Raw genomic sequence first — 25,304 nt, 5'->3', positions numbered from 1 at the left:
AACCCTTACGCATTTCTCCGCGGAAAGCAGCTGTTGACTACAATTCATCTGCCCACTTACCGTCTAGTGTTGTCGGGTAGTCATCGGTGATGCTATTCCAAAATCAATGTGCATACTCACGCACGTTCGTGAATCCACCCCTCCACTTGGGCGTGTCGTGCAGAGAGGGAGTACGTAATGCCACAGCTTGAGCAGTTACCTGGGCCCAACGCCGATATCTGGAACTGGCAGCTGCAAGGCCTGTGTCGCGATGTTGATTCGTAAATGTTCTTCCATCCCGACGGGGAGCGTGGCCGTGCCCGTATGCAACGCGAGCAGCGCGCTAAGGAAATGTGCCGGCGTTGTCCGGTTATCGAGGAATGTCGTTCTCATGCGCTGGACGTCGGCGAACCCTATGGCGTTTGGGGCGGTTTGTCCGAATCCGAGCGCGACCTACTCCTCAAGCGCGGTCTCGGTCCAGCAGTATCCCTCTCAGCGCCTAAACCTGTCTTAGGCCAACCCCGGTTGCAAGCCTACCTAGGCTAGCCTTATTGCGTGCGGGTTCGCCAATGCGCCTGCAGAGCCGTACGTCCTAGGCCTGGGCGCGCTTAACGCCGGTTTCCGAGCACTACTCGCGGCGAGGGGAGGATCTCATAAATATACCACGCCCCCTGGGACCGTGGCAGATACACAGCTTCGTAGCGCTGGACCCTGTGAACCGGTCGATCGAGTCACGCGCGAGTTCGGCTAAGGCGACGCGGGCCCGCGAGGTGGTCACCCGACAGTCATGTGCAGCCGACCACCCCGAATAACGAGTTGGGCCTAGGCTAGTTGCTTAGCCGCCCAATTCACTGCTGCAACGGCGTCGTCAACGCTGTCGACCGGAGGGATTGGGCAGCCGGTCGGAGATCGACTATGGCGCAGGCGGCTAGCCGGCGAAGGGAATCTCGTAAGAGTTTGACCTCGGCCAGGTCAGCACCACAGGGGTCTCCGCGAACTTCAGCAGCGTATTGGTGGTCAACGGTGGCCAGCCAATCGCGCAGCGCAGCTGGTGTGGTCAAATCGTCGTGGACGCCGTCGGTGTGTCGGCCCAAACCGGGTTCATCAAACGCACCGGAGCGGGCTCACTACTCGGCACCGACACCAATAGGGGTTGGTCACAGCAAACAGTATAACGAGGTGTTGCTGTACCACCCATTAAACCATTAGACAGCAACTTCGCCCTCACCATGGGCCAACGAGTCAACAACTACCTAGCCGCACCAGAGGCAAGGCCGGCAGCGTATTGCCCTCTGCCATGAAACCAAACGCATCAACCAGAAAGACTCCAGCCTACCAGATTACCGGAGGTCTTTCTGGGGGTACACACCGGTTTAGTGTGCATGACCGTGGTGGTCATGCTCTTCTGTCTTGGCCGGCTTGTCCACTACCGCCGTCTCGGTGGTGAGCATCATCCGCGCCACCGAGGCCGCGTTGAGCACCGCTGACCTGGTGACCTTGACCGGGTCGACGACACCATCGGCGGCCAAGTCACCATAGCCCAGCGTGCTAGCATTCAGTCCGTGCCCGGCGGGCAGCCCGCTAACCTTCTCGACCACCACCGCGCCGTCCAACCCGGCGTTAGTGGCAATCCAGTACAGCGGTGCCTTGAGCGCGTCGGAAAATACGTCGACACCAAGGGCTTCGTCCCCTGTCAGCGACGTACGCAATTGCTTGAGCGCCGCGCCGGACTGGATGAGGGCTGACCCACCACCCGCGATGATGCCCTCCTCGATGGATGCCTTTGCGGCCGCGACGGCATCCTCGACGCTTTCCTTGCGCTTCTTCAGCGCCGTCTCGGTGACGGCCCCCACCTTGATGACGGCCACGCCACCAGCCAGCTTGGCCACGCGCTCCTGCAGCTTTTCGCGATCCCATGCTGAGTCGCTGACCTCTATCTCGGCCCGCAGCTGTTTGATCCGCTTGGCCACCGCGTCGTTAGAACCACCACCGTCGACGATGATCGTGTCGTCTTTACTAACCACCACACGGCGGGCCGAGCCCAGCACGTCAGTGCCCACCCCGTGCAGCACCAGGCCGGCATCGGGGTTGACCACCTGACCGCCGGTCACAATTGCCAAATCCTCGAGGAAGGCCTTGCGCCGGTCGCCGAAGAACGGCGACTTAACCGCAACCGCCTTGAGCGTCTTGCGGATCGCGTTGACCACAAGCGTCGCTAATGCTTCACCCTCGATGTCTTCGGCGACGATCAGCAGCGGCTTGCCTAATTCGGTGACCTTCTCGAGCATCGGCAGCAACTCAGGCAGCGAGCTGATTTTCTCCTGGTGCAGCAGGATCAGCGGATTGTCGAGCACAGCCTGCTGCGAGTCGCAGTCGGTCACGAAATACGCCGACAGGAAACCTTTGTCGAAGCCGACGCCCTCGGTGAACTCCAGTTCAGTGTTCAACGTCGACGACTCTTCAACGCTGACGACACCGTCGGTGCCGACCTTGTTCATCCCCTCGCCGACCAGCGCACCGATCTGCTCGTCGCGCGAGGAAACCGCCGCTACCTGAGCGATGGCGTCCTGGCCGGTCACCGGAGTGGCCATCGCCAGCAGTGCCTCGGACACCACATCAGCGGCCTTGCTGATTCCAGCACCCAGGGCGACCGGGTTGGCACCGGCCGCGACCATGCGCAGGCCGACCTTGACCAGCGCCTGCGCCAACACGGTCGCGGTAGTGGTGCCATCGCCGGCGGCGTCGTTGGTCTTGGTGGCCACTGCCTTCACCAGCTGAGCGCCCAGATTCTCGAACGGGTCCTCTAGGTCGATCTCACGTGCGACGGTGACGCCGTCATTGGTGACGGTGGGCCCGCCGAATGCCTTGGTCAACAACACATGTCGACCGCGCGGCCCAAGTGTTACCCGCACCGTGTCGGCGAGTTTGTTCATGCCCATCTCCATGGCATGACGCGCGGTTTCGTCGTATTCAATCAGCTTGCTCATCGGGCTCCTTTAAACGCATGCCGCCCCGGAAATCACCCGTGGTTAAGCACAGGGATCGCCGGGGCGGAACACGGTTCGTTACTTGGATACGACAGCCAGCACGTCACGTGCCGACAGGATCAGGTATTCTTCGCCATTGTACTTAATCTCAGTGCCGCCGTACTTACTGTAGATGACGACGTCACCTTCCGACACGTCCACCGGGATCCGCTTCGCGCCATCTTCGTCCCACCGGCCAGGGCCGACTGCGACAACGGTACCTTCCTGCGGCTTCTCCTTAGCGTTTTCAGGAATGACCAGACCGAACGGGGTCGTGGTCTCGGCCTCGCCGGCCTGTACGAGAATCTTGTCCTCGAGTGGCTTGATCTTCACCTTCGCCACGATTGGAGCCCTCCACTATTTCGATCGGGCCCGGGACCTGTGTCCCGGACTGTGTTGGTAGCGGGTCCGGGACGCTTGCCCGGACCGGCATTTGGCGGTCGGTCCGGGGCTTGCCCCGAACCGACCGAATTATCAGGTGATTCGGCACTCGCCCGTACCCTCGCGTCGTCGTCGCGGGTGCCGACACTGGGCTTGGCCGATTGCCACCTAGCACTCTATACATGCGAGTGCTAGCACTCAAGGCCAGCCCGCTGCTTCCTGGCTGTTGGCGTGTCTAGCTCAACTAATCTGCCTTTTCACCACCGAGAGACCCGGGTCGCTGGGCACATCCAGCGGTGACGGTGGTGCGGCCGCAGCCAGCAGATGCGCGGCGAACGCGGCGACCATCGCCCCGTTGTCAGTGCAGAACCGAGGCCTCGGGATCCGCAGCATCAGCCCAGCTGCCGCACAGCGCTGTGCGGCCAGCTCTCGCAGCCGCGAATTCGCGGCCACTCCCCCGACGATCAGCAAAGTCGAAACCCCGAGCATGGTCGCCGCACGCACCGCCTTCATAGTCAACACATCGGCGACAGCCTCCTGAAACCCGGCGGCAACATCGGCCGTCAGCGCGTCGGGGTGACTCTCGACATACCGTGCGACAGCGGTTTTGAGCCCTGAAAAGCTGAACGTGTTCGGGTCATCGGCCGGCCCAGTCATGCCGCGCGGGAACACGATGGCATCCCGATCGCCGGTACGAGCTAGGTCATCGAGCACCTTGCCGCCTGGATAACCCAGTCCCAGTAGGCGCGCCACCTTGTCGTAAGCCTCACCGGCGGCGTCGTCGACGGTACTGCCCAGCTCGACGATGGGGGCCCCGAGCGAACGCACCTGCAGCAGGTGAGTATGGCCTCCGGACACCAGTAGCGCCACACACTCGGGCAACGGTCCATGTTCGTAGATGTCGGCAGCCAGGTGCCCACCCAGGTGATTCACAGCGTAGAACGGCACTCCCCAGGCAGCCGAATACGCTTTAGCCGCAGCCACTCCTACCATCAAAGCACCGGCTAGTCCGGGCCCTATCGTGGCAGCGACAACGTCTGGCTTCGCCGAACCGGTCAGACCCGCAGCAGCAAGCGCGCAACGCACGGTCGGACCAAGCGCCTCTAGATGCGCCCGCGAGGCAATCTCGGGTACCACACCACCGAACCGGGCGTGCTCGTCGACGCTGGAAGCCACCTCGTCAGCCAACAATGTCACGGTGCCATAATCATCGAGGCGGGCAATGCCGACACCGGTTTCATCGCAAGAGGTTTCGATGGCTAAGATGATCGTGCCGGGCACAGCAGAGATTTTCATTGCACTTCCCGTCGCATGAAGTAAGCATCGGCACCGCTGACTGGGTAATAGCGAGGGCGTAGACCCATCCGTTCGAATCCGACACTGCGGTATAACGCAATGGCGACCTCGTTGTCCGTGCGGACCTCCAAGTAGATCGCACCGCCGGCGGCGAAATTCAGCAGCGCACCCAACAGCCGGCGGCCGATGCCACGCCCTCGATATGCCGAGTCCACGGCGATGGTGTGCACTTCATACTCGAATGGAGGTGTGTGGCCCAAGCGGGTGATGCCAGCATAACCGACGAGTGTGTCAGCAGTGCGTGCGCCCACGTAACGGTTATATGGATTGGCCAGTTCGCGCTCGAACACTGCCGCCGGCCATGGGTTGTCGCCGTCGAAGAACTGGTTTTCCAGCTCGACACACCGATCGACGTCGGCAAGTGTCAATGCACCGATGGTTATGGACTCGTTGTCAGCAGCAATCGGCTTGGCATCCGGCCGACGCAAATACCACGGTACCAGAGGGCTCGGGGACACCGACCAATCAGGTACTGCGGCCACCAAGCCAGCCGGCGTCGGGTAGACCGGTTCGCACCGTGGCAGGTCAAACAGCGCCGCGTACTCAGGGGAGCCGGCCACCGCTCGCGCGGTGCCGGGGTCGACATCGGTGGGAGCGCCGACAGCAGGACCTGCGATGCGAACTCCGTCTCGATAACGAGCCCAATAAACCTCGCGGCGGCGCGCGTCAGTAACCACTAGTGTGTCGCCGGTGGTTCGCACACCAATAGCGTCCAGACTGCACACACCATGCACCGGAATGCCCAGCGCATGCCCGTAAGCAGCGGCAGTGACCATGCCGACACGCAGGCCGGTAAACGGACCAGGACCACAGCCCACCACCACGGCGTCGAGCTCGCACATCGCCACCTCGGCATCAGCGAGAGCAGCCAATACATTCGGCGTGAGGCGTTCAGCGTGCGCCTTGGCGTCAACCGTGACCTGGTTAGCGAGCAGAACACAGTCGTGACCATCGAGTGCCACGATGCCGGCCGTCACCGCCGCGGTGGCGGTGTCGATAGCGAGGACAACACTCATGGGCGGTCCCGGAAACACGTCCACTGCCAGGTTGCAATCCGCATGTCGGAGTGTCTGACTCGTTCGAGACGAATGTCGAGGTGTCGCGCGGCGAGACGTTCAGCTAGACCCGCACCCCACTCCACCACCACCACCGCTTCGGCGAGATCGGTGTCGAGATCCAGTGAGTCAAGCTCACCCAGCAGATCTGCATCACGGTGGTTCAACAGCCGGTAAACATCGACGTGGATCATCGCCGGGGTGCCCGGTCGTCGCGGAGGGTGCACCCGCGCCAGCACGTAGGTCGGCGAGATTACCTGACCGTCAACATCCATAGCCGCAGCAATACCCTTGGCCAACAAGGTCTTTCCAGCACCCAACAGACCAGAGAGCACCACCACGTCACCCGCGCGTAACTGTTCCCCCAACCGTGACCCCAGTGCAACGGTGTCCTCGACACGTTCGCAGATGGCCGTTCCTGATCTCAAGCTGTACTTAACCATGACGCTGAAATCGTTCCCGGAATCGCCGACATCGCAACGCCGCTTTACCCGGAACAGCCCGGTCGACCAGCCGAACCAACCCGTCGTTGATGGCATCGGGATTGTCCAGCAGTGCTAAACGACTGGCCCCGGTGACGATGCCCAGCGCCGACAGCAGCAACAAGGCAGCTATTCTCCTAGAGCGTTCGTCCGACGTAAGCAGGTCGTAGTCACCGCACGTGATCAGGGACGAGACCCTGAGCAATGGCCACAGACCAACGGTTACGTCGTGGAGTTTCCGAACACGAAGAAAGCCCGCCAGGATGGCGATCAGCGTGTCGGTCATAATCCGCCGGGAAAACGCGTCTAAGCCTCGACTAACCCGCAAATTGCTATAAATCGGACCAATCGGTGATTGTGACACGATACTGACGCGGTGCATCAGATTGGGCGTCGACCGGGAGGTGAGCCGAACTGCTTCCAACGCAGGGCTTGTCAGTATTCCTCCCACAGAATGGCCGACCAACACGATCACCCCATGAAGGGTTACCGTCTGCAGCACTGTTCGCAGATCCTGGCCCAGTTGGGTCAGCGTGTAGGTATCCAGCGTAACTTCGCTGGACTGGCTGTGGTCACAGTGGTCGTAGAAAACCATGAGCACCAGTAGTCCCCATCGCTCGCCGAACCACTTCTGCTGAAAGTGAAAGGAGCTCATAAGCAAACAGAATCCATAGACGAAGACCATGGCCACCGACGCTTCCACCGGTCTGGCTTCGCGCACCGCCAGAGCCACTCCACCGGGAGTGGTCACCAAATAGCGACGGTCGTCGTCGAACCTCTCGAAATCCCCATCGACATAAGGATCTCCGCGGGCATTGGCGCGTTCAGATATCGATCGGCGCGCCGAGGCGCTGACGATGGTAGCGACCGCGACCAGCCCGGTGCCTACCACAAGCCAAGCCCAGACATTTCCGACGCCTTCTGATTTCATCATCTGTCAACGGTTTGGGCCTCGCGGTAAGTTCTGGTAATCCGCCCGCGTGGACTGGTGACCACTTCATAGTGGATGGTGCCAAGTAGATCGGCCCAATCTTGCGCAGTGGGTTCGCCACTGGCTCCGGGCCCAAACAAGATGGCCTCGTCGCCTTCGGCTACATCGATTGGCCCCGGGCCCAGGTCGACGACAAACTGGTCCATACAAATCCGTCCGACGCCAGGACGGCGCTTGCCATTGATCAGCACATCCAGTCGGCCGCCCAGCGATCGGAACACGCCATCCGCATATCCAACCGGCAACAGCGCCAAATTGGTGTCATGCTGCGCAATCCAGTCGTTTCCGTACGACACACCTTCGCCAGCACGAATCGACTTCACCAGCGCAACAGCGCATTTCACCGTCATTGCAGGTATCAGTCCCATATCACCACGGGAAGGCACAGGACTAAGACCGTACACCGCGATGCCGGGCCGGACCAGGTCGTAAGCTAGGTCAGGACGACACATCGTAGCTGATGAATTCGACAGATGCGCCACCTCGAACCGCAATCCCTGCGCGCGCGCCTGGGCGAGTAGAGCAGCAAAACGCTTGCCCTGAACGTCATTGCTGGGATTGTCGGGCTGGTCAGCGTAAACCAGGTGTGACATCAACCCACGCAGTCGTACGGCGTTCTCGACGACAGCCCGCTGCAACGCGGTCAGCATCGCCGGGTATTGATCAGTAACGACACCGTTGCGGTTCAGCCCGGTATCGGCTTTGACAGTTACCGTCGCCGTACAGCCGGTCCGACGCACCGCATCCAATAGCTCGTTAAGCTGACGCACCGAGGACACCGCGATCTGCACGTCGGCCAGTAGCGCGGGCCCGAAGTCGATCCCGGGTGGATGCAGCCAGGCCAGCACCGGGGCACTGATACCGTCCGCGCGCAATGCGAGCGCTTCGTCGACGGTGGCCACACCCAGCTCGGCCGCACCGGCCGCCAATGCGGCGAGGGCGACCTGGGTGGCCCCGTGGCCGTAAGCATCGGCTTTGAGAACAACCATCAGTTGCGCCCTGCCAGCGTGCTCACGCAGCACTCGCACGTTGTAGTCAATAGCTCCCAGGTCCACCACAGCCTCGGCTAAGACACCCGGCTTCAAAGATATCGGTATAACAGCCAAAATAAACGTGCCCCCACTTAAGATGTGTGTCAACTCGCTGCCGACATTCTCCCCAGAACCAATCGGGACTGCCGATCCACGCGTGTAGGTAGCGGAGCACGACTGTTCTAGTGCGCGAAGTGCTCGGAGCTGTAATGTCTGCCGGACTTGAGCTTATCCAGGTAATCCTAGAGCCCTTTCCGGACCACGGCGCGCAGCACCGATACGTCAGTGGCATTGTCGGGCATGGTTTAGACGGGTACTGGCCAACCAAAGGTCCGGAGTTCGTAGGAGAGATCGAACTCGGTGTACCCATGGCCTCTGGCTAGCACAGGATATACCACCGGGATGGCCGAACCGTCCGAGATCAGCTCACAACGGTAGCCGTCGCGTAGCTATTAACCAGCCACCGCACCGTTAACGACAAGGCCTGCATTACTTTGCAGTAGCCGTCACGTGCCAGCCGCAGAAAGTTGTAGCATTGAACGACCACTTGGTTGCCCAGACGGGAAAAGTTCAATATGAAAATCGACAATCGCCGCCCAGGCAGTTGACCCGAAAGACCATATCCTCGGACAAATATTTTGTTGCTGCGCCATACGCTAAATCCCACATCGGGTTAGATTGAGCCCATATTCGCGTTGATCGACATCACTCAGGGCAGCCAGAAAGCCCACTTCAGCTCCAGGTGCAAGAACGACATCCAGAATCCCTCCACTCGCGGCACCATTGTACACTGCAACCTTACCAAGTTATTGTCGGCCGCCAGCTTGTCTATCGAGACGCAGATCTCCGCGACGGGTTCGAGTTCGCCGGTGTAGGTAGCGGCCAAGGATGACCACGACACCTAATAGGTGGTATAGTGTCTTCGTCGACGGCCTCGATGAACTGCTCGGAGCAGTGATAACGTGGCATCCTTCCTCCATCGGCAGATAGCGGGTCTCGACATCGAAGTAACGACAGAACCTCTCCCAAACCACCTGGACGCCTGCGTCCATCACCAGATTAGAGGTGCGACGCTGCCAGCTGGTACCAGCTTTCGCACGCCAGCGCAACTTCATGGCCAAGCAGCCAGCATCACCACCCTCGCTGGAGCCGATAGTGAACACCCCGAAGATAGTGGACAGGTTGTCATCGCTGAACCCCTCGGCGTGAATAGAGATCAGCCACCATGCATACGCAGCGCTGTTCGATGGCCGCGATCGCCGGGTACTCGTCCTTGTCTATCATATTTTGTCGAACGTCTCGGCCATCAACTTCCCTGCCTCGAGGCCTCGAGATCCGCCCAGGGGTGACGAAGGTAGCCAGGTTGAGCCGGGAAACTATCGTCGACCATCAGCTAGTCGTGGATAAAGTGGTACGCCGCCCCAGGATCCATCGATTCTTCGCTCAACCGCCAGGCCGGGTACCGACGCCGTGAACATGTGGCCGATGTAGTCAAGAGCGATCGAGTGCGCGGGTACAGAGCGGGTGACTACAAGACACGACGGATCCTTTCGTTTGATCGTTGCCGTTAGAGGGCCGCCAGAACAGCTCGGATGTACGACACCATGCGGGACGCCGACGTGGGCACGTCACCAGGACCTGGATCAGCGGCCGACAGCGCTGCCGCACGCGCGTGCACGAATGCCGCGGCAGCGGCCGCCTCGGCTGCCGGCAGCCCCGCCGCCAGCAGCGCACCGATCATGCCGGACAGCACGTCACCAGACCCGGCGGTAGCTGCCCAGGACTGTCCGGCCGAATTCAGATATACCGGGCCGCCGGGATCGGCGATGACGGTGACATTGCCCTTCAGTAGCACAGTGGCACCGAAGGAGTCGGCTAGCTTGCGGCACGCGCCGACCCGGTCGTCGCCTGGTGGAGTCCCGACCAGTCGGGCGAATTCGCCGGCGTGTGGAGTCAACACCGTCGGCGCTTTGCGGTTGACCACCAAGTCGGGATGAGCAGCCAGCATGGTTAGGCCATCCGCGTCGACGAGCACCGGCAAGTCAGTTTCCAGCGCGAACCACAGCGCCGCTATCGCGGTGGCATCGGTACCCAGCCCTGGCCCGACAACCCAGGACTGCACCCGCCCGGCCGCAGTTGGGGTGGGCGACGCGACCACCTCGGGCCAGTGCGCGAGCACCTGGGTATCCGCGCTCCCAGCATAGCGGACCATGCCGGAGGTGGCCGCGACCGCCGCACCGGTGCACAGCACAGCCGCGCCCGGATAGGTCGACGAGCCGGCCAACACGCCGGTAACGCCTTGGGTGTATTTGTCGTCATGGACACCGGGCACCGGCCAGCACGCGGCCACGTCGGCGGCCTGCAAGCCCAGGATATCGGAGTCTGGAAGGTCAAGCCCGATATCAACCAGTGTGACGTCGCCGCAGTCGGCGAGCGCGTGCACGGGCTTGAGTCCGCCAAAGGTGACGGTCAGCGCTGCGTGCACAGCGGGACCGCAGGTTACGCCGGTCACCACGTCAATACCGCTGGGGATGTCGACGGCGGCTACCGGTATCCCCGAGGCTGCGACAGTCGCAAAAACCTCGGCAGCTGCCGGTCGCAACGGCCCCGAGCCGGAGATGCCCACCACCCCGTCGATAACGAGATCGGTTGCTGCCGATACATTGTCGACGATACGACCACCGGCTTTCCGGAACGCCACCAGCGCCTTGCGGTGGACGCGGTCCGGGTTGAGCAGCATAGCATCGGCAGCCGCACCGCGGCGGCGCAGGAAGGTCGCCGCCCACAGGGCATCGCCACCATTGTCGCCCGAGCCGACGACCGCGCACACCCGGCGGCCGGTAACCCCACCCGTACGAGCGGCCAGCTCGCGGATGATCACGCTGGCTAACCCGTAGGCCGCGCGCTTCATCAACACACCGTCAGGCAGGCTAGCCAGCAGCGGTGCCTCGGCGTCATGGATCGCTGCTACAGAATAATAATGCCACATCAACATTAGGATTCCATGCTCGCGCCAAGTTGCGCATTTGGTTACGAAGCGTACAGCCAAGCTGGATTAAAGTTAAATGCACTAGCTATCACACCAAAGCGCGTGAGACAGAGGCGAACGTAGCACAGACTGACTAAGACACCTGGGAGTTGGCAACCAGCATGGGAGCTATCGCAACCGGCACCACGGTAGGACGCGCACTGGCCAACCGAGCAACGAAACCGCTGATCAATGACCCATTCTCGGAACCGCTGGTACGCGCAGTCGGTGCGGTCGGTTGGCGATCGAGAACCTGACCGACGCCAGCCACGCAGTGCCAACATCGCGACCACCCAGCGCCGGTTACTCAACGGTGACAGACTTAGCCAGATTTCGCGGCTTGTCGACGTCGTAGCCGCGAGCCTGCGCCACCGACGCGGCGAACACCTGCAACGGAATGGTCGACAGCAGTGGCTGCAAAAGTGTGGACACCGCTGGAAGTTCGATCAGGTGATCAGCGTAGGGACGCACTGTGTCGTCGCCTTCCTCCGCGATCACAATGGTCACCGCTCCACGGGTCTGGATTTCCCGAATGTTGCTCAGCAGCTTGGCATGCAGCGTCGCCGACCCCTTGGGTGAGGGCATGACGACGATGACAGGCAAGTTGTCTTCGATCAGCGCGATGGGGCCGTGCTTGAGCTCGCCGGCGGCGAACCCCTCGGCGTGCATGTAGGCCAATTCCTTGAGTTTCAGGGCACCTTCCAACGCCACCGGGTACCCGACATGACGACCCAGAAACAGCACGGTCGTCGACTGGGCGAACCGGTAAGCCAAATCGGCCACTGGCCCCATTCCCGCTATGACCTGAGCCACCAGATCGGGCATCGCTTCCAGCTCACGGTACTCGCGCTGTACCTCGTCGGGGTACTTAGTGCCGCGGGCCTGCGCCAACGCCAGCCCAAGGAGGTAGTTGGCGGCGACCTGGGCCAGGAAGGTTTTCGTTGAGGCAACGCCGATCTCCGGGCCGGCGCGGGTGTAAAGCACCGCGTCGCACTCACGTGGAATTTGAGAGCCGTTGGTGTTGCAAATCGCCAACACCTTGGCCTTCTGCTCTTTAGCGTGCCGGACAGCTTCTAAAGTATCGGCGGTTTCACCGGACTGCGAAATAGCTACCACCAGCGTGCTACGGTCCAGTACAGGATCCCGGTAGCGAAATTCACTGGCTAGCTCCACCTCAACAGGCAGCCGCGTCCAGTGCTCGATCGTATATTTCGCCAACAGGCCGGAATGATAAGCAGTACCGCAGGCGACCACAAACACCTTGTCGATCTCGCGGAGTTCCTGGTCGCTCAATCGTTGTTCGTCGAGCACAATCCGGCCACCAGTGAAATGCCCAAGCAGCGTGTCGACTACCGCGTCGGGCTGCTCGGCGATCTCCTTAAGCATGAAGTACTCGTAGCCGCCCTTTTCGGCAGCGGCCAGGTCCCAGTCAATATGAAATGTACGAGCGTTTACGGCGTCATCGTTACCATCGAAGTCGCTGATTCGGTAGCCGTCTGCGGTGATCACCACGGCCTGGTCCTGGCTAAGTTCGACCGCCTGCCGAGTGTGTTCGATGAACGCGGCCACGTCGGAGCCGACGAACATCTCCCCGTCGCCGATCCCGAGCACTAGCGGGGTGGAGCGGCGCGCGGCCACAATGGTGCCGGGCTCGTCGGCGTTGACGAACACCAGAGTGAAATGGCCCTGCAGCCGGCGCAACACCGTCAGCACGGAGCCAACGAAATCACCGGCCGTCCCGCCATCGCAATACGCCTGCGCCACCAGATGCACAGCTACCTCGGTGTCGGTGTCGCTGACAAACTCTACACCAGCGATTTCCAACTCATGGCGAAGGGAGGCGAAGTTCTCGATGATGCCGTTGTGGACGACGGCGATCTTGCCGGTGGCGTCACGGTGCGGATGGGCGTTGCGGTCGGTGGGGCGACCGTGGGTGGCCCACCGGGTATGGCCGAGACCGACGTTGCCGGCCAACGACGCCGGGACCATCTCCGCCAACGCCGACTCCAAATTAGAAAGCCGACCGGCACGACGACGAACGGTCAGATTGCCTGATTTGGCACTGCCATTGATCAACGCAATTCCCGACGAGTCGTAACCCCGGTACTCCATCCTGCGCAGCGCGTCCATGACGACCTCGCAGGCAGAGCGCTGTCCGACGTAGCCGACAAGTCCACACATACCTAATCAGGGTAGTGCAGCCGGTGCAGTAGACGGGTGCACAGGGCTGATTGTACAGGAGTACAATTCACCTTAACGTACTGGCCCCAATTCGCCTTAACAGGCCAGTAGTCGGACCGCACCGGCCTGTCACCAATCAACTGTTGCGAGCCGGTGCGCTACCGTCGGCAGGTGGCCCACACCCGCAAACTCGTAGCAGCCCTCAGCCGCCGTGGCCCGTACCGGGTTTTGCGGGGTGACTTGTCCTTCGCCGGTTTGCCAGGGGTGGTGTACACCCCGGATAGAGGTCTGAATCTGCCTGGCGTTGCGTTTGGTCACGACTGGCTCACCGGTACCGTCCGTTACGCGGGCCTGTTGGACCATCTGGCGTCGTGGGGCATCGTGACCGGCGCTCCCGACACCCAACGAGGTCTCACGCCCTCGGTGCTCAGTCTGGCCTCCGATCTCGGTTCGGCACTCGACATCGTGGCAGGTGTGCGGCTGGGGCCCGGCAATATCAGCGTGCACCCCGCCAAGCTCGGCCTGGTGGGACACGGCTTTGGCGGATCGGCCGCCGTATTCGCCGCGGCCGAGCTGCCAGGTTTGGCCGGCTTGCCGGCCAAATCCGCAGTGGCAATCTTCCCGACGGTCACAAGTCCAGCGCCCGAACAGCCGGCCGCGACGTGCAAGATCCCGGGTTTGATTTTGACCACCCCGGGAGATCTGAAAACGTTGAATTCAAACGCTCTATCGCTGTCCCGCGCTTGGGATCAGGCCACCCTGCGCATCGTCAGCAAAGCCAAAGCCGGCGGCCTGGTGGAGGGGTGGCAACTGACGAAGGTCGTCGGGTTGGCCGGCTCACATCGCGCGACGCAAAAAGCGGTTCGGTCGCTGCTCACCGGTTACTTACTCTATGCGCTTGGCGGCGACAAAAACTATCGCGACTTCGCCGACCCAGACATGCACCTACCCCAGACGGTCCCGGTGGACCCCGAGGCGCCGCCGGTCACCCCCGAACAGAAGATCGTCACACTGCTTAAGTAACACGGCCCGACAGCGGCGGACCGCTGTCCTGGTGGTATGTGTCGTTGATGCGAACAGACATTGCTCTGGATTACTCGGGCGGGTTTCACCAAGCCGTCGACTGCATCATCGAACTCGAAAAGGCCGGCATTGATGTAGCGGCGGTGGCCTAGGCGTATTCTTTCGACGCCGCCAGCCAGCTGGGCTACTTGACAGCTGAAACAGGTACCGCAAAAATTGGATGGAGTCCAGGGTGTTCCCCATAGACACCAGCACGCCGTCGTGGCTGGCAATGACCGTCGCCGGCTAACCGGTATTCGGTCGAGGCGTGATCGGGATGCTAGAGGGGTTTCACGGCGTCGAGTTCGATGCACCGCGCCGGGAAGCACACGCGAAGTCGTCGAAATCTGTCGGCAGATGTGGCGCTGAGACCGACTGCAATACGCCGGTAAACATTATCAGATCCCACTTACCCGTGAACCGCGGAACAGGGTTGGCAAAGCGCTGTATCTCATCAAGCATACTGTGCACGAGCGTATGCCGACCAGGATCATGGCACTGAAACCAAAAATTTTTGAGCTTACTGCCGAGATAGTCAAGGACCGGCGGCCGGTTTTTTTCTACCCGACGAAGGCTGAATCGGTCTGGGGTGAGGAACTGACGGCCGGCGCTGCCAAGCGGGATCCCGCACTAGGGCCACCAGATGTCATGGTGGCATGCGTCGTTGGCCATAGACTACGGCGATCACTGATCAGCTGGCCTGGACTAAACCGCAACTGGCCCTCTACACCAGAAGGATGGCTGCCAAGAGTCGCACCGTCTACCACAACCTGACGACACGCTACTGGTTCGGCGCAGTAGCGGACCGGATCCAGAAGCCATACCCTGAGCGGCCGTAGCATGTGGCCATCGACTCGGTTCTCGACGAGTTGGTGCACGGAATCTCGCTGATCGGCCCACGTGGATTCATCGCCAAACGCTTGGCCGCCTTCGACGAGGCCGATCTCACCACGCCATTGGTGAGACCTATGGTGACAGACCCAGTCGAGGTCCGTGCGCTACGTCGAGCAACTCCTGAAGCTACAGCCTGCCTAACTTCGTCATTGCCCCGCCTCCGGAGCTCGCCCGCAACAATCTCACGTGTGGAGTTGATCCGCCTGACTGCGGAAGCGCCTAGCCGTTTCGAAGGCGGAGCGGCAGCTGGCCCTGGCGTGGCGGCCGGCGGCGGTGCGTCGACCGACGGTACCCTCGGGGGATATGTTGACCCCGGTGGTGGCACACCAACCGACAGGAATTCTTCCTCGAGGGGAAGGTGCTTCGACCTTGTCCACCTCGGCTGTTTCTTCGCCTTCTTCGGCCCTGGCACCGGGGGTCACCGGTGGCGTAGGTGGTTTCCTCGTCGAATGGAGACTCGACCAACCGATCGTCAAGTGCCGACAGATAAGATAGCTGTTCAACCGCTAAACACAGCAAACCACCCATCGATTCGACGATCCGACTGGCCAATCCGCCATGGTTGCTCAGGCCACCGAGAGTTCCGGAGCTTGCTGGAGTGTCTACACAGTGGGTAGGCACGAAACCTCACCCAGTCAGGTTTCCACGCCCGAGAGTGGTAGGCAGTCAACTCAGTTCGGCACGGCAGCCGGCAGTAAGGTCGGAAACGCGGCGGGTCAGCCAGCCTGTCAGTCACCATGTCGTAAAACGCTGCCAAACCAGCCAGCGTCGAACGCATCACAGTCCAGCCAGTGGTTGCAAATATCGTTGTCCACATAGGACTTTATCTGTTGGTTAACCAGCTTATCAGCCGTCGACTGACCCCCTACCCCGATCGTGACAACACCGGCCGCGGCCAACCATACTGGCCCCGCTGCGCGAGCGAGCGATCGTCGCCGGCAATGACCACAGCGGCCTTCGAACCAAGCAGATACCACAGGTTGTCGCGCAGCGACTCACACCGCTAGGCAACTGTGCGGACCTCGGTGGACACCGTATTTCCGGCGTCGCAACGGGCCTGTAGAAACCGGACCGCGGAGTCCGCTTCCCAGGCCCCATCCACGCCACTGCCAGCTCCGCAACCAGGGCCACGCTACATCCGTAGCGCACAACTCTGCCACGCTCACGATCGAGCGTTCGAAGGTCAAGACCGTCTTCACTGTCTTACCAATCGCGGATCTGAAAGGGAAGCAACGTCAGATCGGGCTGAATGTAGCCAAACAATTGGCGGGCCCGCACGTACTTTTGGCGAATCGGCCCTTAACGAAGTCTAACCGACCCCGGACACGATCAAGCGATCCGCGCCCCGCAGCATATCTGTCAGCAGCGGCATAGCGGCCCACGCCGCCCCACAAAGCGAAGCCGATCTACGACGGCCGCGCACGCGGCCACTGCTATAACTCAGCCACCAGTCGTTCCAGTGCAGAGCGCAATGTCTCACCACGGGTGGTGTGCGCTCAGCCTGCACTAAAGCCACCAAAAGCCAACCCGACCAAGTGGTCGGTGATACATCGTCGATAAATGTGATCGAAGCACTCAACACCATCGTGTCCGCCCGCATGCACCATCGCAAGGTCGATACTGGTTGGTATCAGCAATAGGTCTAATATTCTAATCCGACGCCCGACATCGCGTCGGGGTGCTAGCATCGGAGAGGTGCGCCCTGAGCGCTCACCGCTGCAGCGACTCGCGTCGCCACTCGGTGCGCAACATCTTCTTCGACCGCCTCCACCATGACCCGGATCATCGGCTCGGTTCCTGAAGGACGCAACAGGATTCGACCTGTATTCCCCAATTCTGCCTCGGCCGCCTCGACTGCCGTCTGCACTGAGGGCGCAGCGGCAGCAGTGGTCTTGTCTGCAACCTCGACATTGATTAACACCTGCGGCAACGCCCGCATCGCCGACGCGAGGGCGGCCAGCGAAGAGCTAGTCTGCACCATGCGGGTCATCAATCGCAACCCCGTGATGATGCCGTCTCCGGTGGAGCCCAATGCGGGCATCACGATATGGCCAGACTGCTCACCACCGAGACTGAAGTCACCGGCGCGCAATTCCTCCAAGACATAACGGTCGCCGACGCCGGTTGTACGCACGATGACGCCGACCGAACGCATGGCCAGGTGCAGCCCCAGGTTGCTCATCACGGTAGTAACCAATGTGTTGGAAGACAGTTCGCCGGCTTCTTGCATCGCCAGCGCGAGCACGACCATGATGGCGTCACCGTCGACGAGATCACCATGGGCATCAACGGCAAGACACCGGTCGGCATCTCCGTCGTGCGCCAGGCCTAGGTCAGCACGGTGGGCAAGCACCGCCGAACGCAACGAACCGAGGTCCGTCGATCCACAGCGATCGTTGATGTTGATGCCGTTGGGATCGGCGTTGATCGCGATGACCCGGGCACCGGCGGCGCGATACGCGCGCGGTGCCGCCGACGAGGCCGCACCATGGGCACAGTCGACGACCACCGTTAAGCCGTCGAGCCGTAGGGTGCTGGCTTTGCCCACGTGGCGCAAGTAACGTTCCGTAGCATCCTCGGCGTCGATGACGCGACCAATCGCCACGCCGGCCGGGCGTAACCTGGGCCCGCCGGCAACCAGGTCTTCGATCTGGTCTTCGGTGTCGTCGTCCAATTTGTGGCCGCCTGGCCCGAAGATCTTAATGCCGTTGTCGAGCATCGGGTTGTGGGACGCCGAGATCATCACCCCGAAGTCGGCGTCGTAGGCACCAGTCAGATACGCCACCGCAGGTGTCGGGAGCACCCCAACCCGCAGTGCGTCAACACCCGCACTGGTCAAGCCGGCGATGACAGCAGCCTCAAGCATCTCACCGCTGGCCCGCGGATCGCGACCAATCACGGCGACCCGCCGCCCCGGTTCACCCGAGTTGGCCAAGCGTCGTGCCGCCGCCGCACCCAGAGCCAGCACCAGTTCAGGAGTCAACTCACGATTGGCCACTCCGCGAACACCGTCAGTGCCGAATAGTCGACCCATGCGGACAAACCTCTCGCAGTTAATGGCTCTGCACCTATACGTGCCCATTTTCTTTCTAGCCGAAACGGTGCAAGTTTAGCCGTCGACACACCAGTGATCGCCGATCAGCGCTTGCTGTACTGCGGCGCCTTGCGGGCCTTCTTCAAGCCGTACTTCTTGCGCTCCGTCGCGCGTGGATCACGGGTGAGGAAACCTGCCTTCTTCAAAGGGGACCGGTCCTCCGGTGACGCCAGGATCAACGCTCGGGCGATGCCCAGACGAAGCGCTCCGGCCTGACCCGATGGGCCACCGCCGTGCAGGAGAGCGAGTATGTCGAAGTTCCTTGTCCGATCAACAGTGACCAGTGGTGCCTTGATGAGCTGCTGATGCACCTTGTTCGGGAAGTAGTCCTCCAGGCTGCGACCGTTGAGATCGAACTTGCCGGTGCCGGGCACCAGCCGCACCCGCACGACGGCCTCTTTGCGGCGGCCGACAGTCTGGATTGACCGCTCGAACACAAACGATTCGCTGTGCTTGGCTACTGGAGTCTCCACCGCTTCGCTAGTCTCAGTCACTGCGCTACCTGCTTGATTTCGAATGGAACCGGTTGCTGAGCGGTATGCGGATGCTCTGGCCCAGCGTATACACGAAGCTTGCGCTGGATCTGGCGGCTAAGCTTGTTTTTGGGCAGCATGCCAACGATGGCTTTCTCTACGACGTGATCGGGGTGCTTTTGCATCAGCTCGCCGACGGTGCGTTTGCGCAAGCCGCCAGGATACCCCGAGTGGCGGTAAACCGTCTTATGTTGTAATTTGCTATCGCTGATGGCGACCTTGTCGGCGTTGATGACTATGACGAAGTCACCACCATCGACATTAGGAGCGAACGTGGGTTTGTGCTTGCCGCGCAACAAGGTGGCCGCTGCAACGGCAAGGCGGCCAAGCACCACGTCCGTGGCGTCGATAACGTACCACGACCGCGTGATGTCACCCTCCTGGGGCGCGTATGTAGGCACAACACTTGACCTCTTTCGTTTCGGTTTCTACCCAGTTCCTGCATCCCGGTATGACCCGGGTGCCGGTCAGACGGCCCTGGTTGATTCAAGGCGGGGTTGGTTTCGACGACCGGCATTGACCCGAAGCTCCCGGCGTACCCGCACACCACCGAAGAAGTTTACCTACGCGCATCCCCGCAGGTCAAAATGACTATAGTAGTCGTACTCTGGAAAACTTTACCACTGTCGGGACTACACAGATCTGTTTGGACGTGGTTATCTTGCCCAAACGCCGCCCGATCGACGGTCGGTGTTGGCCACCTCCTCCGCGCCGCCGCGTACCACGTTACCCAAGTAACCAGAGCACAGTAGCCGCCTGGTGCCATTTGAGCTGTTCAACCGGATAGACGACCGCCACTGCACGAATCCAAAGCTGCTGCAGCAACACGATTTGTGATCTCAGTTCCTCGAACGCAGTATTGAAGCGAACGTACGTGCCGTCGATTTCCTGGCGAATGGAGTATTCGATTTCGCCGAAGCTGTTAGGACAACACCGGATCCACGAGCGATCCCTCCCAATTACAGGTTTCCGCCAGCTGCGGCAATGTGGTATGCATAGTTCTGGGCAGCTTCGTGGAGCCCGGCCTCGTTGTGCCGAATGGTTTTTGACGATGGTTTGCAGGACGTGATAGAGCCGTATCGACTCGGATTTTCAGCGATCCACCACGTCCTTGAAGCCCACAGTAACAAGCCCACCCAACACTGAAGGCGACGCACTGCTCATCAGGCCGATGGATGTATGCCAGTATTACCCGAATTTTTTCATTTCAGCTGTCTTTCGTGGGTGCGACTGAGCGCATCAAATCAAAGTCGGTGCTTAACGTGTTTGCATTCACCGGTGTGTTCACCTGCTTGACTTCCGGTCGCTGTGTTGATGCCCAGTACGACCACGTCGATACTCGTTCGACTCCATTCAATTTCATCTAATTTCGAGGCTTGGCTCATCCCACCACGTGAGCGGACCGCACCGCCTGGTCACACACATAGCGCAGAACGTCCTGTCGGCCGAGCCGGATCTAGCATACGATGCTGATATACACTGCCCCATCAAGCAATGCTGTCCACTGCACGTTATCTGTGCGGCGCGCATTTCATAATAGATCACCGTGGGACGGCCGACACTAATTCCGGACGGGCTGAAGTCAACAAACATCCCAATCTGCTCGATCTCGATAGCGCGTTTCAGTCGCTCAGCGATGCTGCGGAACATCTCACCGGCAACCAGCAATTGGGTTACATGCAATGCCACCTCGAGATCTACCGGCGACGTTACCTGTACCCGCACCGACCCAGGGCTGCCGACCACCCGCTGCATAGAGTCATGTCGCGGAAGCAGTCAACACTACCCGACCTTCCAGCAGAAATGTTTACGGTGCAGTCGCTTCTGGTAGCATGGCTGATACGGCCCAGAACAACCACCGCTGGCACCGCCACGACCATGCTGCGCGGGGTCTACAGTCCAATAATCGCAGCACCGTGCGTCATAACCCATCGGCAGCGACTGGACGCCTGATCACCAGGGCAACCTTATCGTCGATTGAATCCAGCGCCGCCGCAATCATTTCCGGTAGCTCACTGTCAGCGAAATCGTTCGTGTCACACGATAGTATTATAAATAATACAACTGATAGGCTAGCTATCAGAATGTGTCCCGTTCCGGGAAAACACCGTTCCACAAGAACTAAAGCGTTGAGAGCGCGTCAAACTACCATGCAGTAAACAGCTCGTAGGAGATACGGGCGTTGGCAGTGACCAGGAACGGGGACCGGCAGAACGATCCGCTGGTCTGCTTGGTCGGAATGTCCAGCAATCCGAGGCAGTTAGGGCCTCTGGAGGTGTTGACGATCGGCATGCTCTCCAAGATAGGTGTAGGCGGGTGAACCCAAGATGAAGCTCGACAACGTGAACAAGCCTGCTTTGCGAAAACTGATCAACGATGCGAACTCCTGAACTCCCAAGCTAATTCCGCGGAACAAACAACCCATTTCCGACGAGTAGTCAACAACCACCTTGAGCGGGGCCAGCAGCCTGATGACGAAGTCGATGAGGTTCTGCTCCGTCGGCGCCAACGTCTCATAGGCATTGTTGGAAAGCCCAATGGTAGCCAGCAGTGTGTCATTCAGGTTGTCCCGTTGATTGATGACCGTCCCGTCAAGCATCGACACATTGTTGATGACGGTATTCAGATCGGGCGCGTCGTCAGCGTAGATGTTGGTGACAACCGCGGCATTAAGGAAATCCCCTTGCAGCGTAGCGAATTGTGGATTCGCCTGCTGCATCAACTTATTGCGGACCGACAGCCGCGTGACCAGGTCATCGCCATGACCACGCAGGCATTCAGACAGTGCGCTCGGTGTCGCGTTCAGATCGACAGGATTGATCTTGCGTAGTAGGTAGATGAGCGACTGGAACAAAGTGTTTCACCTTCCAGGCGCACAGCTGGGGCCCTCATATGCGCATTAGGATGCAACTGCCGCTCCGGAATCTTCTCGGGCGGAACGAAATCCTCCGATTTAGCGCCGAATGATAGTGTTGCCCACAATATGAACCATCACATTGGCAGAAATGAAACCCGCCTCAACTCTGTCGACGGATAGCGCTAGCTAGGCCTGGTCGTCGCGATAGCCGATATCGGTGACTTGCTGATTTGGATTCAGCGATACTTAATTTTGACGCCCCTCTCCATAACCAGACCGGCCCTTGGCGAGGATACCGTGACGGTGTCTGGCGATGTGAAAGCCGCCGTGTACGAAAAATTTCAGTGAGGGCGACCGACGCAATTATCAACCCGGCCAGCAGCGCCACTGCCAGCCGGATAGTTCTGCGTCACGATCCGGCGTTTTCCATTGTTTTGTGGGAGTGTCTCCTTACCTGGGGAGGCTGAAGTTACCGGACGCGCCGTACACCGCCAAACAAGATCACCACAACAATGACAACCACCACGATTAGGGAGGTCCACACCACTTGACCGACTGCGATATCGACCGAGCCGCCGTCGACATTGTAACCGTAATAAGTATGCACCAGCATCACCACTATCCAAACCACGATGGCCTGCAGAAACAACCACAGCAAGTCGGAGAGTATAAGAACAACGTAGTGGTCGTATAGGCTTTTGGATTGCCCGATGACGTACACCGTGGTGAAGCTAGCCGCGAAGAACGCGGCTAGCTTCGATAGCGAATACAGCGGGCTGACGCCAGGAAGCCGGCGATCGGCCGAGTGGACACCAGATACGACACCGCTTGCATCGCAATATATTCCACAGCGTGGATTTCTCGGACACCCGCATAGCGTCCAATTGTGCAGTGCCACCGGAACCGGTGGTGGCTAGCAACGATATATCCACGATAATCGGTTCGACAACCCGGACAGTTAAGAACGCCAACAAGAAAAGTCAGTCAACGCGTAGATACCGACGCTAACCAAAGACGAGGAAACTTGCACAGCGATTACGCCACCAGACGCCAACATAAGGAATGTCGCACCCCCAACGGTATCGCCGATCATCACAAACGCGCACGAGCCGCAGCGTTATTTCGGCAACGAGTCGTATCGTCTCCTCGCGGTATCGGGTTGGTGAACAGGCAGATAAATGCGTAACAACGGTTTCATTAACCGCATTACCGACGCCCTTGGGCCCACCCCTGACAATCAGGCCACGGTAACAGCCGACCAAGCCGTCCATAACTCCGAACAGAAGCGCTTTTGATTTCGACGAGAACCAACTCACACGGTCCGGTGGGCACAGTCCAACCCGTTGATGAACACACCCAGGTTCACGCCCCTAAAGCAAGACGGAGAAAACATAACTTACCCAACAAGCCGATAGTACACACCAAATCCGTTAAGCAACAACGCAACCAGCGTAAACGCCAAAACCCGGGCACGACGAGCTGTTGGATCGGGTCGATGCCCAGAACCCACGTCGCATCGATTTCCTCGCGGATGGTGCAAGCGCCTAGATCAGCCCAGATCGCGGTGGCACCGGAGCCGGCCACACCAGAACCGGCTGGGTGATGGTCCCGATGCCGTTCCGAATCCAGGCCAATCGGCAGCCCCGATCTCACGCAGCAAGATATTTAAAGCATACTATTAGAATGAAACACGACCAGGACCGTAAAAGATATGGAGATCAGCAACGTCGGGGTCAGTGAAACGCAAGCTATCTTCCAGGTCTGATCCAAAAATTCGCGGAATTTGGAACACCTGAAGGAAAATCTCACAAAGCGTACCCAATGACATTTCGAAAAACCGCCAACAGCCCGGGAAGAGGCCACAAGTTGCTGGATCCAATTGGGTCGCCCTGTCTCCGACTCGCGTGCAAAGCTTTGCGTTACCACTTCGCGCGGCCTTTAAATACATATGCGGCCCGTCCCCATTAACACACCATGTAAATGAAAAGAGTTTCGCTGTTAGCGTCGTTAGTTAGTCCAGTGCAACGCCCAGGCAATGCGAACAATCTGATACTGTCCTAGTTGCTACCGGGAACGCGAGAAAGAGTCACTCCGGTGGTGGTCTTTGCCCATTCATCAGACCGACGGCGGAGAATTGCCGCTCCGGATCGTGGCCAGCAAAAACAGTCCTGCAATGTGGCACTGAGTTGTATCAAGGTCCCAGGCCAAAACGTCCGCGCTGAAATGACATTCCACGGCGGGCGCCGACGCCAGCGTCACCCCAGGGACCGTACACGATGAACGCCTGCCCATTGACTGCTGCTGTCGCTGGCAACACCAAAAACGACGACACCCAATGTCACCAGGGAAGTATCGAACAGAGTCTGGACTGCCACTAAATCAGACACATCGGGCGACCGGGCCGACAACGTCGGACGTCATCGCGGTACGGACTCGTGGAAGACCAGATCGCGTTGACGCACACCCCCGTACCGGCCCAGTGCCCGCACAGCTGACAGGATGAGCGCGGGGTGATGCCCGCCTTGATGGCACCTTAGTTAGCCTGGCCCACAAGATCGACAAAACCGCCTCCGACGAGATTAGCCCTGGTGCGCCAGTACATCGCCACGTTGCCACGGTGCAGATGAGCAGGAAATGGCCGCGCAGGTGCACAACAATTACCAGGTACCATTCTTCGCCGGGCATGTTGAACAGCATTCGGTCGCAATTGATGCCGGTGTTTGCACCACGATATACAGTCCGCCTAGCCCATAGGCACAACTGACCAGCTTGTCGGCGGTGGCACGTTGACTAATGTCACCGGTCACCGCGGCGACCTTTCCGAACAAATAGGTCGCTTTCGTGATGCAACCCGGCTATAAGGCAGACCGAGTTTTGGTTCTAGAGGAGAAGCCATGCGATTAGCCCTAGTCAACTTATGAAGATTTAAGTCTTGCCGCAGCAGCACCGTACGTAGGCACTCGACAATTGCCTGTTCGACCCAAACTTTCTGGTAAGGGGTGAAACTGGATCCATCCTCACTGCGGGCATAGTCTTCGTAATCTAGATCAAACACATCCGACGCGCGTCCCAAGCACACTGCATTACCCTCGCACCGGTCCCGGTCCACGATTACCCACACGCTCCCTCACGCCTAGCAACCTGCCCTGTCAAGAAGTCATCAGTATCTAACAACCCACCATAAGGCCCCAATAGACCTGACAAAGCGGTCGTTAGAATCCACACTAGAACGTGTTACCACCAGGAAGACGGGTGGATAATCGTTGACTGACGTACGGCACCCAGCGTTGGCTAGTGATATGGATACGATCACTTAACTCAAAGAGCGGCTGGAATGCGCATCAGGTACACCCC

17 protein-coding genes and 11 pseudogenes are annotated in these 25,304 nt (G+C 59.9%); 5 read left to right on the top strand and 23 right to left on the bottom strand.

The features are described from left to right. Window positions 1-177: 177 nt before the first annotated feature. Window positions 178-525, top strand: a pseudogene (locus tag MLPF_RS02585) (WhiB family transcriptional regulator). A gap of 302 nt (window positions 526-827) precedes the next feature. Here MLPF_RS02585 and MLPF_RS02580 read toward each other — a convergent pair. From MLPF_RS02580 to MLPF_RS02530, 11 genes and pseudogenes are all read right to left on the bottom strand, one after another. Continuing rightward, the gene (locus MLPF_RS02580) at window positions 828-1,073 is read right to left on the bottom strand and encodes an ABATE domain-containing protein (RefSeq protein WP_045842436.1); all 246 of its coding nucleotides are present in this window, start codon (window positions 1,071-1,073) and stop codon (window positions 828-830) included. A 279-nt stretch (window positions 1,074-1,352) separates the two neighbouring features. Then, on the bottom strand, window positions 1,353-2,966 hold the full coding sequence (gene groL, locus MLPF_RS02575; protein ID WP_045842435.1) for a chaperonin GroEL: 1,614 nt from the start codon (window positions 2,964-2,966) through the stop codon (window positions 1,353-1,355). 78 nt (window positions 2,967-3,044) lie between these two features. Next, window positions 3,045-3,347, bottom strand: coding sequence for a co-chaperone GroES (gene groES / locus MLPF_RS02570; RefSeq protein WP_045842434.1), 303 nt, complete (start codon window positions 3,345-3,347; stop codon window positions 3,045-3,047). A gap of 279 nt (window positions 3,348-3,626) precedes the next feature. After that, window positions 3,627-4,682 (bottom strand): tRNA (adenosine(37)-N6)-threonylcarbamoyltransferase complex transferase subunit TsaD, encoded by a 1,056-nt coding sequence (gene tsaD / locus MLPF_RS02565; RefSeq protein WP_045842433.1) that lies wholly within the window; start codon window positions 4,680-4,682, stop codon window positions 3,627-3,629. After that, complete coding sequence (gene rimI / locus MLPF_RS02560; RefSeq protein ID WP_236684844.1) at window positions 4,679-5,146, bottom strand: ribosomal protein S18-alanine N-acetyltransferase; 468 nt, start codon at window positions 5,144-5,146, stop codon at window positions 4,679-4,681. The genes tsaD and rimI overlap by 4 nt, the downstream gene beginning before the upstream one ends. Beyond that, window positions 5,141-5,758, bottom strand: a pseudogene (gene tsaB / locus MLPF_RS02555) (tRNA (adenosine(37)-N6)-threonylcarbamoyltransferase complex dimerization subunit type 1 TsaB); the annotation flags it as partial. The gene rimI and the pseudogene tsaB, both read right to left, overlap by 6 nt. Beyond that, window positions 5,755-6,240, bottom strand: coding sequence for a tRNA (adenosine(37)-N6)-threonylcarbamoyltransferase complex ATPase subunit type 1 TsaE (tsaE, locus tag MLPF_RS02550; RefSeq protein ID WP_045842431.1), 486 nt, complete (start codon window positions 6,238-6,240; stop codon window positions 5,755-5,757). The pseudogene tsaB and the gene tsaE, both read right to left, overlap by 4 nt. Beyond that, window positions 6,233-7,213 (bottom strand): alpha/beta fold hydrolase, encoded by a 981-nt coding sequence (locus MLPF_RS02545; RefSeq protein WP_050038885.1) that lies wholly within the window; start codon window positions 7,211-7,213, stop codon window positions 6,233-6,235. Before MLPF_RS02545 ends, tsaE begins: the two co-directional genes overlap by 8 nt. After that, the gene (alr, locus tag MLPF_RS02540) at window positions 7,210-8,376 is read right to left on the bottom strand and encodes an alanine racemase (RefSeq protein ID WP_045842429.1); all 1,167 of its coding nucleotides are present in this window, start codon (window positions 8,374-8,376) and stop codon (window positions 7,210-7,212) included. Before alr ends, MLPF_RS02545 begins: the two co-directional genes overlap by 4 nt. A 170-nt stretch (window positions 8,377-8,546) precedes the next feature. Beyond that, window positions 8,547-9,840, bottom strand: a pseudogene (gene gad, locus MLPF_RS16890) (glutamate decarboxylase); the annotation flags it as partial. A 28-nt stretch (window positions 9,841-9,868) separates the two neighbouring features. Further along, complete coding sequence (locus MLPF_RS02530; protein ID WP_045842463.1) at window positions 9,869-11,290, bottom strand: bifunctional ADP-dependent NAD(P)H-hydrate dehydratase/NAD(P)H-hydrate epimerase; 1,422 nt, start codon at window positions 11,288-11,290, stop codon at window positions 9,869-9,871. 161 nt (window positions 11,291-11,451) lie between these two features. Between MLPF_RS02530 and MLPF_RS02525 the strand changes: the two are divergent. After that, window positions 11,452-11,559: pseudogene (locus MLPF_RS02525) on the top strand (SAM-dependent methyltransferase); the annotation flags it as partial. A 73-nt stretch (window positions 11,560-11,632) separates the two neighbouring features. Here the strand turns inward: MLPF_RS02525 and glmS are convergent. Next, entirely contained in the window at window positions 11,633-13,510 is a 1,878-nt protein-coding gene (gene glmS, locus MLPF_RS02520; RefSeq protein WP_045842428.1) for a glutamine--fructose-6-phosphate transaminase (isomerizing), read from the bottom strand. Window positions 13,511-13,681: 171 nt separating this feature from the next. Between glmS and MLPF_RS02515 the strand changes: the two genes are divergently transcribed. After that, the gene (locus MLPF_RS02515; RefSeq protein ID WP_045842462.1) at window positions 13,682-14,533 is read left to right on the top strand and encodes a dienelactone hydrolase family protein; all 852 of its coding nucleotides are present in this window, start codon (window positions 13,682-13,684) and stop codon (window positions 14,531-14,533) included. A 47-nt stretch (window positions 14,534-14,580) separates the two neighbouring features. Then, window positions 14,581-15,607, top strand: a pseudogene (locus tag MLPF_RS02510) (LLM class flavin-dependent oxidoreductase). A 41-nt stretch (window positions 15,608-15,648) separates the two neighbouring features. Here the strand turns inward: MLPF_RS02510 and MLPF_RS02505 are convergent. The 6 genes and pseudogenes from MLPF_RS02505 to MLPF_RS02480 all read right to left on the bottom strand — a co-directional run bounded on the left by MLPF_RS02505 (window position 15,649) and on the right by MLPF_RS02480 (window position 20,333). Further along, window positions 15,649-15,888 carry a hypothetical protein gene (locus MLPF_RS02505; protein ID WP_237817237.1) on the bottom strand — a complete coding sequence of 80 codons (240 nt, stop codon included), beginning with the start codon at window positions 15,886-15,888 and terminating at the stop codon, window positions 15,649-15,651. Between the two features lie 1,259 nt (window positions 15,889-17,147). Then, entirely contained in the window at window positions 17,148-18,500 is a 1,353-nt protein-coding gene (gene glmM / locus MLPF_RS02500) for a phosphoglucosamine mutase (RefSeq protein ID WP_045842426.1), read from the bottom strand. A gap of 104 nt (window positions 18,501-18,604) precedes the next feature. Continuing rightward, window positions 18,605-19,054: a 30S ribosomal protein S9 gene (rpsI, locus tag MLPF_RS02495; RefSeq protein ID WP_050038881.1), complete on the bottom strand. Its 450-nt coding sequence runs from the start codon at window positions 19,052-19,054 to the stop codon at window positions 18,605-18,607. Further along, window positions 19,051-19,494, bottom strand: a complete 444-nt coding sequence (gene rplM, locus MLPF_RS02490; protein ID WP_045842425.1) for a 50S ribosomal protein L13 — start codon at window positions 19,492-19,494, stop codon at window positions 19,051-19,053. The genes rpsI and rplM overlap by 4 nt, the downstream gene beginning before the upstream one ends. 255 nt (window positions 19,495-19,749) lie before the next feature. Further along, window positions 19,750-20,036 (bottom strand): annotated as a pseudogene (locus MLPF_RS02485) (WXG100 family type VII secretion target). Window positions 20,037-20,052: 16 nt separating this feature from the next. Then, window positions 20,053-20,333: pseudogene (locus MLPF_RS02480) on the bottom strand (hypothetical protein). A gap of 254 nt (window positions 20,334-20,587) precedes the next feature. Here MLPF_RS02480 and MLPF_RS02475 point away from each other — a divergent pair. Beyond that, window positions 20,588-21,046 (top strand): hypothetical protein, encoded by a 459-nt coding sequence (locus MLPF_RS02475; protein WP_045842423.1) that lies wholly within the window; start codon window positions 20,588-20,590, stop codon window positions 21,044-21,046. Between the two features lie 168 nt (window positions 21,047-21,214). Here MLPF_RS02475 and MLPF_RS02470 read toward each other — a convergent pair. The 5 genes and pseudogenes from MLPF_RS02470 to MLPF_RS02455 all read right to left on the bottom strand — a co-directional run. Then, a pseudogene (locus tag MLPF_RS02470) lies at window positions 21,215-22,344 on the bottom strand (MCE family protein). Between the two features lie 56 nt (window positions 22,345-22,400). After that, window positions 22,401-23,110: pseudogene (locus MLPF_RS02465) on the bottom strand (ABC transporter permease); the annotation flags it as partial. A gap of 202 nt (window positions 23,111-23,312) precedes the next feature. After that, window positions 23,313-23,534 (bottom strand): ABC transporter permease, encoded by a 222-nt coding sequence (locus MLPF_RS16885; protein ID WP_052696418.1) that lies wholly within the window; start codon window positions 23,532-23,534, stop codon window positions 23,313-23,315. Window positions 23,535-24,036: 502 nt separating this feature from the next. Continuing rightward, window positions 24,037-24,769, bottom strand: a pseudogene (locus MLPF_RS16880) (SDR family oxidoreductase); the annotation flags it as partial. A 110-nt stretch (window positions 24,770-24,879) separates the two neighbouring features. Further along, window positions 24,880-25,071, bottom strand: a pseudogene (locus MLPF_RS02455) (ferredoxin); the annotation flags it as partial. Between the last annotated feature and the right edge of the window lie 233 nt (window positions 25,072-25,304).

The sequence above is a fragment of the Mycobacterium lepromatosis genome, from assembly GCF_000975265.2.
GTDB classification, from domain to species: Bacteria; Actinomycetota; Actinomycetes; order Mycobacteriales; family Mycobacteriaceae; genus Mycobacterium; species Mycobacterium lepromatosis.
The sequence above is the reverse complement of the archived record's forward strand: the minus strand, read 5'-3'. Positions and strand labels throughout refer to the sequence as shown.

Excerpts from the sequence above, each read along its gene's own strand:
- MLPF_RS02530 (WP_045842463.1), bottom strand. The coding sequence starts at position 11,290 with ATGTGGCATTATTATTCTGTAGCAGCGATCCATGACGCCGAGGCACCG.
- glmS (WP_045842428.1), bottom strand. The coding sequence starts at position 13,510 with ATGTGTGGACTTGTCGGCTACGTCGGACAGCGCTCTGCCTGCGAGGTC.
- MLPF_RS02475 (WP_045842423.1), top strand. The coding sequence starts at position 20,588 with ATGCTGTCCACTGCACGTTATCTGTGCGGCGCGCATTTCATAATAGAT.
- glmM (WP_045842426.1), bottom strand. The coding sequence starts at position 18,500 with ATGGGTCGACTATTCGGCACTGACGGTGTTCGCGGAGTGGCCAATCGT.
- groL (WP_045842435.1), bottom strand. The coding sequence starts at position 2,966 with ATGAGCAAGCTGATTGAATACGACGAAACCGCGCGTCATGCCATGGAG.
- MLPF_RS02545 (WP_050038885.1), bottom strand. The coding sequence starts at position 7,213 with ATGATGAAATCAGAAGGCGTCGGAAATGTCTGGGCTTGGCTTGTGGTA.
- tsaE (WP_045842431.1), bottom strand. The coding sequence starts at position 6,240 with ATGGTTAAGTACAGCTTGAGATCAGGAACGGCCATCTGCGAACGTGTC.
- tsaD (WP_045842433.1), bottom strand. The coding sequence starts at position 4,682 with ATGAAAATCTCTGCTGTGCCCGGCACGATCATCTTAGCCATCGAAACC.